Origin of the sequence: Microbacterium sp., from assembly GCF_031178525.1 — a bacterium.
Classification (GTDB): Bacteria; Actinomycetota; Actinomycetes; order Actinomycetales; family Microbacteriaceae; genus Microbacterium.
In genome coordinates, this window is record NZ_JAPSJA010000084.1 from 1 (window position 1) to 10,263 (window position 10,263).

The following is a 10,263-nucleotide window of genomic DNA, read 5'->3' on the forward strand; positions in this document are numbered from 1 at the left end:
TCCGGCCGCGGACTGACCCCCGCGCAGCAGGGGCGCCGCCGTGTCGCGAACGCGCTCGCGGCCGCGGGCTTCGTCGAGACGCCCGCGTTCCCGTTCACGACGGAGGAGCAGAACGACCTCCACGGTTCGGCGACCGGAGCGCACCTGCCCAGCGTCAAGCTCGCGAACGCGCTCGACGGCCAGGCGCCGTTCCTGCGTCGCTCGCTGGTCCCGGGCCTGCTGCAGATCGCGCACCGCAACGTGTCGCGCGGTCACACCGACCTGGCGCTGTTCGAGATCGGCACCGTCTTCCTGCCCCAGCCGGGCGTCGAGTACGGCACTTCGACCATCCCGCCCCTCGCGGTGCGACCGGATGCCGAGACGCTCGCGCGGCTCGACGCGTCGATCCCGCCGCAGCCGCGCCACGTCGCGCTGCTGCTCGCGGGCGCCGTCGCGCCGAAGCAGCCGGGCCGTGAGGCCGAGGCCGCGGGTCTCGAGGTGGCCCTCGACGCCGTGCGGGTGATCGCCGCCGCAGCGGGCGTGGAGATCGCGGTCGCGCAGGGCGAGCGTGCGGCGCTGCACCCGGGACGCACGGGCCTGCTCACCGTGAACGGCACCGAGATCGGCTACGTCGGCGAGCTGCTGCCCGCCGTCGCTGCCGACGCCGACCTGCCCGGTCGCGTCACGGTCGTCGAGCTCGACCTCGACGCCATCCTGCAGGACACGGGGGAGCGCGTGACGGTGGCGTCGCTGTCCACCTACCCGGCAGCGACGCAGGATGTGTCCCTCGTCGTCGACACCGCGCTGCCGGCCGCCGCGCTGCGCGCCGCGCTCGTCGAGGGCGCCGGCGACCTGCTCGAGAGCCTCCGCCTCGTCGACGACTACCGCGGCCAGGGCATCCCGGAGGGCTCGAAGAGCCTGACCTTCGCGCTGCGCTTCCGCGCGCCCGACCGCACGCTCACGGCGGCCGAGGCGACGGAGGCGAAGCTGGCCGGCGTCGCCCTCGCGGCCGAGCGCCACGGTGCGACGCTCCGCGAGTAGCCGCGGCCCGTCCGGTCCCGTCGGATCCGCGAGACCTCATCTGAACCACCAGTCATCGACGCAGGGCGATGACTCGCGGCGCGGATGAGGTCTCGCGGCCGTGCGGGGCGCGAACCTGCGGCGCTCAGCGCAGGCCGTGCTCGCCGCGCAGCGGGACGAAGCGCACGGCACCCAGGTCGTCGAGCGTCGTCTCGTCCCCGTGCCGCGTGACACGGACGAGCTGCTGCCAGCCGAGGTTCCGCTCGAGCGGCATGACGATGCGTCCGCCGTCGGCGAGCTGGTCGATCCACGGCGCCGGGATGTCGGGCCCCGCCGCGGCGGCGAGGATGGCGTCGAACGGCGCGTGGTCGGGGAGCCCCAGTGTCCCGTCGCCCGTGACCACGTGCACGTGCTCCACCGCGGCGGCGGTGAGCGCCACACGCGCCTGCTCCGCGAGCTCCGGCACGAACTCGATGGACCAGACCTCGGCCCCGATCGCCGCGTAGACCGCCGCCGCGTAGCCGGAACCGGTCCCGACGTCGAGCACGCGGTCTCCGGGCTTCAGCAGCCCCGCCTCCGCCGTGAGCGCCACGATGTACGGCTGCGAGATGGTCTGTCCGTGCCCGATCGGCAGCGGCGAGTCGGCGTAGGCGTCGGCAGCGACGGACGGCGGCAGGAACCGCTCGCGGGGTACGGCGGCCATCGCCTCGAGCACGCGGGGATCCTCGATCCCACGCGCCCGGATGTGCCACTCGAGCATCACCTGACGCTCGTCGGCGCGATCCCGCCCGGCCCGGTCGCCCATCGCCCCACCGTACGTCGCGCATGAGGGTTCTGCTACGCTCGCCGCATGCGCGAGGCGATCCTGCACCCCACCCGGGGCATCGCCCTGCGCCGACGTCCGCGTGGCCGCCGAATCTCGGCGACGCCGCTGAGCTCTCGCGCCTGAGCGCGATCGAGCAGGCCCACCGGGCCGAGCGGTGTCGCCGTCTCCGGCCCTCTGCTCACGGACATCTAAGGTGGAATCATGACCTATTCGGTCGCCGTCTCCGGCGCTTCTGGCTATGCAGGAGGCGAGCTGCTGCGCCTGCTCGCCGACCACCCCGACGTCGAGATCCGCACGGTCACCGCGCACTCGAACGCCGGTCAGCCGCTCATCGCACACCAGCCGCACCTGCGCTCGCTCGCGCACCTCACGCTGCAGGACACGACCCCGGAGATCCTCTCGGGGCACGACATCGTGTTCCTCGCGCTGCCGCACGGCCAGTCGGGCCAGTACACCGACGCCCTCACCGACGTGAAGCTCGTGATCGACTGCGGCGCGGACCACCGTCTCACGGGCAAGGGCGACTGGGACGCTTTCTACGGCGGCGACTTCAACGAGCCGTGGACATACGGCGTGCCGGAGCTCATCGTCGGAGCCGGCAGGCAGCGTGACCGGCTGGCCGGCGCGACGCGCATCGCGGCCCCTGGCTGCAACGCGTCGACCGTGAGCCTGAGCCTCGTGCCGGGTGTCGCGGCGGGCGTGATCGATCCGTCCGACATCGTCAGCGTGCTGGCGGTCGGGCCCTCCGGCGCCGGCAAGAGCCTCAAGCCGAATCTGCTGGCGAGCGAGATCCTCGGATCCGCCAGCCCGTACGCGGTCGGCGGATCGCACCGGCACATCCCGGAGATCCAGCAGGCGCTGCGCGAGGCGGGTGCGGTCGATCCGCGGATCTCGTTCACGCCCGTGCTCGTCCCGATGGCGCGCGGCATCCTCGCGACGAGCAGCGCGCGGATCGCCGAGGGCGCAACGGATGAGCAGATCCGCCGGGCATGGCAGGACGCCTACGGCGACGAGACGTTCGTGCAGCTCCTGCCCGAGGGGCAGATGCCGCGCACGGCCGATGTCGTCGGCGCCAATACGGCCCTGATCGGCCTCGCGATCGACCGGGCCGCGGGCCGCGTGGTCGTCGTGACGGCCGTGGACAACCTGACGAAGGGGACGGCGGGAGCCGCGATCCAGTCGATGAACATCGCGCTCGGCCTGCCGGAGGGCCGCGCGCTCAGCGTGAACGGAGTGGCCCCGTGAGTGTGACCGCAGCAGGAGGGTTCGAGGCGGCGGGCGTCGTCGCGGGCCTCAAGTCGACGGGCGCGAAGGACGTCGCAGTGGTCGTGAACCGCGGGCCGCTCAAGGCGGGCGCCGCGGTGTTCACGAGCAACCGCGCGAAGGCCAACCCGATCCTGTGGTCGCAGCAGGCGATCGCCGATGGCGTGGTCGAGGCCGTCGTGCTCAACTCGGGCGGCGCGAACTGCTTCACGGGCGACTTCGGCTTCCAGACCACGCATCAGACCGCCGAGAAGGCGGCTGAGCTGCTCGGCGTCAGCGCGGGCGACGTGCTCGTCTGCTCGACGGGGCTGATCGGCTTCGGCGACGAGCAGTTCCGTGCGAAGGTGCTCGACGGCACGGAGCGGGGGATCGCGGCCCTCAGCGCCGAAGGCGGCGAGGACGCGGCTGCGGCGATCATGACCACCGACACGGTCGCGAAGACGGTCGTGCGCCGGGGCGACGGATGGACGATCGGCGGCATGGCGAAGGGCGCGGGCATGCTCGCGCCGGGCCTGGCGACGATGCTCGTCGTGATCACGACCGACGCGGTGCTCGAGGCGTCGCAGCTCGACGCGCACCTGCGCGCGGCGACGCGCGTGAGCTTCGACCGGCTCGACTCGGACGGCTGCATGTCGACGAACGACCAGGTCACGCTGCTGGCCAGCGGCGCGAGCGGGGTCGAGCCCGACGAGGCAGCCTTCCGCACCGCTCTCGTCGAGCTCTGCGACGAGCTCGCGGCCAAGCTCCAGGACGACGCCGAGGGCGCGAGCCACGCCATCACGATCGAGGTCGTGGGAGCGGCGAGCGAGGACGACGCGGTCGAGGTGGGCCGATCCGTCGCCCGCAACAACCTGTTCAAGGCTGCGATCTTCGGCAACGACCCGAACTGGGGTCGCGTGCTCGCGGCCATCGGCACGACGCAGGCCGCGTTCGATCCGTATGACGTCGACGTGTCGATGAACGGCGTGCGCGTGTGCACGAAGGGCGGACCGGACCGGCCGCGCGAGGAGGTCGACCTGACGTCGCGCGCGACCCACGTCCTGATCCACCTCCGTGCGGGCGACGCGACCGCGATCATCCGCACCAACGACCTGACCCACGACTACGTGCACGAGAACAGCGCCTACTCCTCATGACCAGCGACAGCAGCAAGCAGGCGGTAGACCTGCAGGACACCAGCCCCGAGGAGGCGGCCGCGAAGGCGGCGACCCTCATCGAGTCGCTGCCCTGGGTGAAGAAGTATCGCGACCAGATCGTCGTGGTGAAGTACGGCGGCAACGCGATGATCAGCGAGGAGCTGCAGGATGCCTTCGCCCAGGACATCGCGTACCTCCGGTACGTGGGCGTGCGTCCCGTCGTCGTGCACGGCGGCGGTCCGCAGATCTCCAGCATGCTGGACCGCCTGGCGATCCCGAGCGAGTTCAAGGGCGGCTACCGCGTCACCAGCACGGAGGCGATCAGCGTCGTGCGGATGGTCCTGACCGGTCACATCAACCCGCAGCTCGTGGCCAAGATCAACTCGCACGGCCCGCTCGCGACGGGTCTGAGCGGCGAGGACGCCGGCCTGTTCGGCGGCCGCAGGCGCGGCGTCGTGATCGACGGCGTCGAGGAGAGCCTCGGCCGCGTGGGCGATGTCGTGAAGGTCGATCCGACCGCGGTCCTGGATCACCTGGACGCCGGGCGCATCCCGGTCGTCTCGAGCATCGCGCCGGACCTCGATCACCCCGGTCACTCCCTGAACGTGAACGCCGACGCGGCCGCCGCCGCGCTCGCGATCGCGCTCAAGGCCCGCAAGCTCGTCGTGCTGACCGACGTCGCCGGGCTGTACGCCGACTGGCCCAACCGCGACTCGCTGGTGTCGCACCTCACGGCGGACGAGCTGCGCGAGATGATGCCGCGGCTCGAGTCGGGCATGATCCCGAAGATGCAGGCCTGCCTGGACGCGGTCGAGGGCGGCGTCGGCGCCGCCGCGATCATCGACGGCCGCGTGCAGCACTCGGTGCTGGTGGAGCTGTTCACGAGCAAGGGAATCGGAACGCAGGTGTCGGCCTCGCCGACCACGGGGAGCGAGGGAGCGAAGTGACCAGGACGAAGCCCGACGGCACGACGACGGACTGGCAGGGTGTCGCCGCGCGCGACCTGATGAGCCTCGGCGGCCGCCTCGCGCTGCTCGAGCGCGGCGAGGGATCGTACGTCTGGGACGTCGAGGGCACGCGCTATCTCGACTTCCTCGGCGGCATCGCCGTCAACGCGCTGGGACACGCGCATCCGGTGTTCGCGGAGACCGTCGCGCGTCAGGCGGCGACGCTCTCGCACGTGTCGAACTACTTCGCCACGCCGCAGCAGCTCGAGCTCGCGGCGCGGCTGAAGCAGCTGGCCGGCACGGGGGAGCAGGGCCGTGTGTTCCTCGCCAACTCCGGCACCGAGGCGAACGAGACCGCGATCAAGCTGGCCCGCCTGCACGACAGGGATGGCCTCATCGTCAGCCTCGAGGGCGCCTTCCACGGCCGCTCGACCGGTGCGCTCGCACTCACCCCGAAGGCCGCGTACCAGGATCCGTTCCGTCCGCTGATCCCCGGGGTCGCGCACATCGCCCCGACGCTCGACGCGCTCGAGGCGCTGTTCGCGGGCGACCAGCGCGTCTCGGCCCTCGTGGTCGAGCCGATCCAGGGCGAGGCGGGCGTGCTGCCGCTGCCGGACGGCTACCTGCGCCGTGCGCGGGAGCTGACGACGGCCCATGGCGCGCTGCTCATCCTCGACGAGGTGCAGACGGGCATGGGGCGCACGGGGCACTGGTTCGCGTACCAGGCCGAGGGCATCGCGCCCGATGCCATCACGCTCGCGAAGGGCATCGCGGCGGGCTTCCCGCTCGGTGCTCTCGTGACGTTCGGCGCGGCCAGCGACCTGTTCTACCCCGGAACCCACAACTCGACGTTCGGCGGCAATCCGCTCGCCAGCGCGGTCGCGAACGCCGTGATCCAGGAGATCGAGGACCGGGATCTCCTCGCGAACGTCACGGCGCGCGGCGAGGAGCTGCGTGCCGGCGTCGAGGGCCTTCCCCTCGTTGCCGGCACGCGCGGTGCGGGGCTGCTGATCGGCATCCGCCTGAGCGCTCCGGTCGCGGCGGGCGTGCGGGCCGCGGCGCACGCGCGCGGCCTGATCGTGAACGCTCCCACGGACGACGCGATCCGCATCGCGCCGGCCTACACGATCGGCGACGACGAGGTCGCGCAGTTCCTCGAGATCTTCGGCGAGGCCCTCGCCGAAGTCGCCGCCACCCAGAACCCGGAGACCCCCGCATGACCCGCCACTTCCTGCGCGACGACGACATCACGCCCGCCGAGCAGTCAGAGATCCTGGATCTCGCGGCGCGGCTCAAGAAGGACCGCTGGGCGGACAAGAGCCTCGCGGGGCCGCAGACGGTCGCGGTGATCTTCGACAAGTCCTCGACCCGGACCCGCGTGTCCTTCGCGGTCGGCATCGCGGATCTCGGCGGCTCGCCGCTCATCATCTCCACGGCGAACAGCCAGCTCGGCGGCAAGGAGACGCCCGCCGACACCGCGCGCGTGCTCGAGCGGCAGGTCGCCGCGATCGTGTGGCGCACGTACGCGCAGGCGGGGCTCGAGGAGATGGCGAAGGACACCGTCGTGCCCGTGGTCAACGCGCTGAGCGACGACTTCCACCCGTGTCAGCTGCTCGCCGACCTGCTCACGATCCGCGAGCACAAGGGCGCCCTCGCCGGCCTCACCCTGTCGTTCTTCGGCGACGGGCGCAGCAACATGGCGCACTCGTACGTGCTCGCGGGTGTGACCGCCGGCATGCACGTGCGGGTGGCATCGCCTGAGGCCTACGCGCCGCGCGAGGACGTGATCGCCGACGCCGACCGGATCGCCGCCGAGACGGGGGGATCGGTCACGCTGCTGACCGATCCGCTCGAGGCGGGCGCCGGCGCCGACGTCGTGGTCACCGACACCTGGGTCTCGATGGGCAAGGAGGAGGAGAAGCTCGCGCGCCTGCGCGACCTCGGCGCCTACAAGGTCACGCAGGAGACGATGTCGGTCGCCGATCCGGAGGCCATCTTCATCCACTGCCTTCCCGCCGATCGTGGCTACGAGGTCGACGCCGAGGTGATCGACGGCCCGCAGAGCGTGATCTGGGACGAGGCCGAGAACCGCCTGCACGCGCAGAAGGCGCTGCTGGTGTGGCTGCTGCGTCAGCCCTGACTCCGCGCCGCAGCGGCGGGCTGACCGGCCGCCTCGCGGCGAACCTCGCGCGCGTGGAGGGACCGGGCCGCGAGCCCGGGATCGACCTCGCGCGCGGGCTCGCCGTGATCGGCATGTTCGCCGCGCACCTGCTTGACATCACCGCCTTCGAGTGGAGCGATCCGGGCACGTGGACCGACGTGGTCAACGGGCGCTCGTCCATCCTGTTCGCGACGCTCGCCGGCGTCTCGCTCGCGATCGTGACGGGCGGCGCGCAGCCGTTCGAGGGCAGGCCGATGACGTACGCGCGCGTCCGCATCGCCCTGCGCGCCGGCTGCATCTGGTTCCTCGGGATCCTGCTCGTGGTGCTGGAGACGCCGGTGCTCGTCATCCTGCCCGCGTACGCGATCCTGTTCCTCCTCACGCTGCCGCTGCTGCGCGCCGGCGTCGCCCGGCTCTTCGTCGTCGCGGCGGCGGTCGCCGTCACGATGCCGTTCGCGGTGTTCGCGATCGACTCGTGGGACGGCTGGGATCGGCCGCTCGGCCAGACGGTCGCGCATGTGCTCGGGTGGCACTACCCGTTCCTCCTCTGGGCCGCGTTCCTGATCGCCGGCATCGGCGTCGGCAGGCTCGCGTTCTCGCGCCCGCTCACGGCGGGGCTGCTGACAGGGGCCGGCGTCGTGCTGGCGGGCGTCGGCTACGGCGTGATCGGGCGCTGGGCGCTGCTCGCGCCGGCCGACTCGCTGTGGGGCGTGGCGCTGTCGAGCACCGCCCACTCGAGCGGCGTGGGGGAGGCGATCGGCTCGGGCGGATTCGCGATCGCGACGATCGGCGTGTGCACGCTGCTCTGCGCCACGCCGGTGCGCTGGCTCGCGCTGCCGCTGCGCGCGGTGGGTGCCATGCCGCTCACCGCCTACACCGCGCAGCTCGTCGCGTGGGCAATGCTGCAGCCACCGGCCGGCGTGCACGGGTCCGAGCTCGCCGCCTTCCGGGCGCTCGAGCCGTTCTGGCCGCTTACGATCGCCACGATCGTCGGGTGCACGCTGTGGACCCTGCTGCTCGGGCGCGGCCCGCTCGAGTGGCTGCTCGCGAGGATCGCGACCGCCGGGCCGAAGGACATCGCGCACGGCCGCACCGACGCCGCTCGATAGGCTGGAAGCCATGAGCGACGCGGACCAGCCCGAGCAGCACGGAACCAATGAGGGTGCGCTCTGGGGCGCGCGCTTCGCGACCGGGCCCTCGCCCGAACTGCAGGAGCTGAGCCGCTCGACGCACTTCGACTGGCGCCTTGCCCTGTACGACATCGCGGGCTCGCACGCGCACGCCAAGGCGCTCGCCGCAGCCGGCTACCTCGAGGCCGACGAGGAGCGCCGGATGCACGAGGGCCTGGATGCGCTCTCGCGCGGCATCCAGGACGGGTCGCTGCAGGCGCGTCCGGGCGATGAGGACGTGCACGGCGCGCTCGAGGCCGCGCTGATCGAGGTCGTCGGTCCCGAGCTGGGCGGCCGCCTGCGCGCGGGCCGCAGCCGCAACGACCAGATCGCGACGCTCGTGCGGATGTACCTGCTCGACCACGCCCGCGCGATCGCGAAGGACGTGCTGGCCCTCATCGACGCGCTCGTCGCGCAGGCCGACGCGCACCCGGACGTCATCCTGCCCGGCCGCACGCACCTGCAGCACGCGCAGCCCGTGCTGCTCGCACATCACCTCCAGGCGCACGCCTGGCCGCTCGTGCGCGACCTCGAGCGCCTGCGCGACTGGCGCGCCCGCGCCGCCGTGTCCCCGTACGGCGGGGGCGCGCTCGCCGGGTCGACGCTCGGGCTCGACCCGCAGCTGGTGGCCACCGAGCTCGGCCTCGACCGTCCCGCCGAGAACTCGCTCGACGGCACCGCCGCGCGCGACGTCGTCGCCGAGTTCGCGTTCATCGCGGCGCAGATCGGCATCGACCTGTCGCGGTTCGCCGAGGAGATCATCCTCTGGAACACGCGCGAGTTCGGCTTCGTGACGCTCGACGACGGCTACTCGACCGGGTCGAGCATCATGCCGCAGAAGAAGAACCCGGACATCGCCGAGCTCGCGCGCGGCAAGGCCGGTCGCCTCGTCGGCAATCTGACCGGGCTGCTCACGACCCTCAAGGGCCTGCCGCTGGCGTACAACCGCGACCTGCAGGAGGACAAGGAGCCCGTGTTCGACTCGGTCGACACGCTCGAGGTCGTGCTCCCGGCCTTCACCGGAATGGTCGCGACCCTGCGCTTCGACGCCGATCGGATGGCCGAGCTGGCTCCGCAGGGCTTCTCGCTCGCGACGGACGTCGCCGAGTGGCTCGTGAAGCGCCGGGTGCCGTTCCGCGACGCGCACGAGATCTCGGGCGCGCTCGTGCGGGCGTGCGAGCAGGACGGCATCGGTCTAGAGGACGCCTCGGACGAGCTGCTCGCACGGGTCTCGCGGCATCTGACCCCCGACGTGCGGCAGGTGCTGACGATCGGCGGGTCGGTCGCGAGCCGGACGGGCGTGGGCGGGACGGCGCCGGAGCGCGTCGCCGAGCAGCGCGCAGAGCTCGTCACCCGGTCGCAGGCGGCCGTGCACGCGCTCGGTCTCTAGCCCGCGCGCCGACCGGCGGATGTCGGAGCCCCTCGGCAGGATGGACGCATGATCGTCGCCGGACTGATGCTGCTCGCGGTCGGCACCGCCGCACTCGTGCGCACCGTCTTCCAGCGGCGATCGAGGCGCACGCGGGCTGCCGCGCTCGCGGTGGCCGCCGTGGTGATCCTCCTGCTCGCCCTGCTCTCAGATGCGTTCGTGGCGGGGACGGCGGCGGTCATCGTGGCGGCGCTGTGGCACTGGGTGATGCCCGATCGCGGCAACTCGCCCGCGTCCATCTGGCCCGCGGCCGGACTCGGCGTTCTGAGCGCGGTCGCGGTGCTCGCGGTGCCGGCCGACTACGGCACGGGCCTGGGCGCACGCGTGGAGGTC

8 protein-coding genes and 2 pseudogenes are annotated in these 10,263 nt (G+C 72.5%); 9 read left to right on the plus strand and 1 reads right to left on the minus strand.

Features of this window, described 5'->3' with window-relative positions; translation table 11 throughout:
• A pseudogene (locus tag RIF89_RS07330) lies at positions 1-1,020 on the plus strand (phenylalanine--tRNA ligase subunit beta); the annotation flags it as partial.
• A 124-nt stretch (positions 1,021-1,144) separates the two neighbouring features.
• On the opposite strand, the gene RIF89_RS07335 reads toward RIF89_RS07330, so the two are convergent.
• Positions 1,145-1,804: a protein-L-isoaspartate(D-aspartate) O-methyltransferase gene (locus tag RIF89_RS07335; protein WP_309068473.1), complete on the minus strand. Its 660-nt coding sequence runs from the start codon at positions 1,802-1,804 to the stop codon at positions 1,145-1,147.
• A gap of 222 nt (positions 1,805-2,026) precedes the next feature.
• On the opposite strand from RIF89_RS07335, the gene argC reads away from it, so the two are divergent.
• From argC to RIF89_RS07375, 8 genes and pseudogenes are all read left to right on the plus strand, one after another.
• A complete protein-coding gene (argC, locus tag RIF89_RS07340) occupies positions 2,027-3,070 on the plus strand; it encodes an N-acetyl-gamma-glutamyl-phosphate reductase (RefSeq protein ID WP_309068474.1) in 1,044 nt (347 codons plus the stop codon).
• Positions 3,067-4,224 carry a bifunctional glutamate N-acetyltransferase/amino-acid acetyltransferase ArgJ gene (gene argJ / locus RIF89_RS07345; protein WP_309068475.1) on the plus strand — a complete coding sequence of 386 codons (1,158 nt, stop codon included), beginning with the start codon at positions 3,067-3,069 and terminating at the stop codon, positions 4,222-4,224. The genes argC and argJ overlap by 4 nt, the downstream gene beginning before the upstream one ends.
• Positions 4,221-5,171, plus strand: coding sequence for an acetylglutamate kinase (gene argB / locus RIF89_RS07350; RefSeq protein ID WP_309068476.1), 951 nt, complete (start codon positions 4,221-4,223; stop codon positions 5,169-5,171). Before argJ ends, argB begins: the two co-directional genes overlap by 4 nt.
• Positions 5,168-6,391, plus strand: coding sequence for an acetylornithine transaminase (locus RIF89_RS07355; protein ID WP_375294449.1), 1,224 nt, complete (start codon positions 5,168-5,170; stop codon positions 6,389-6,391). Before argB ends, RIF89_RS07355 begins: the two co-directional genes overlap by 4 nt.
• Positions 6,388-7,311, plus strand: coding sequence for an ornithine carbamoyltransferase (gene argF, locus RIF89_RS07360; protein ID WP_309068477.1), 924 nt, complete (start codon positions 6,388-6,390; stop codon positions 7,309-7,311). The genes RIF89_RS07355 and argF overlap by 4 nt, the downstream gene beginning before the upstream one ends.
• Positions 7,290-8,441 (plus strand): heparan-alpha-glucosaminide N-acetyltransferase domain-containing protein, encoded by a 1,152-nt coding sequence (locus RIF89_RS07365; protein WP_309068478.1) that lies wholly within the window; start codon positions 7,290-7,292, stop codon positions 8,439-8,441. Before argF ends, RIF89_RS07365 begins: the two co-directional genes overlap by 22 nt.
• A 10-nt stretch (positions 8,442-8,451) precedes the next feature.
• Positions 8,452-9,891, plus strand: a complete 1,440-nt coding sequence (gene argH / locus RIF89_RS07370) for an argininosuccinate lyase (RefSeq protein ID WP_309068479.1) — start codon at positions 8,452-8,454, stop codon at positions 9,889-9,891.
• Between the two features lie 48 nt (positions 9,892-9,939).
• Positions 9,940-10,263 (plus strand): annotated as a pseudogene (locus RIF89_RS07375) (hypothetical protein); the annotation flags it as partial.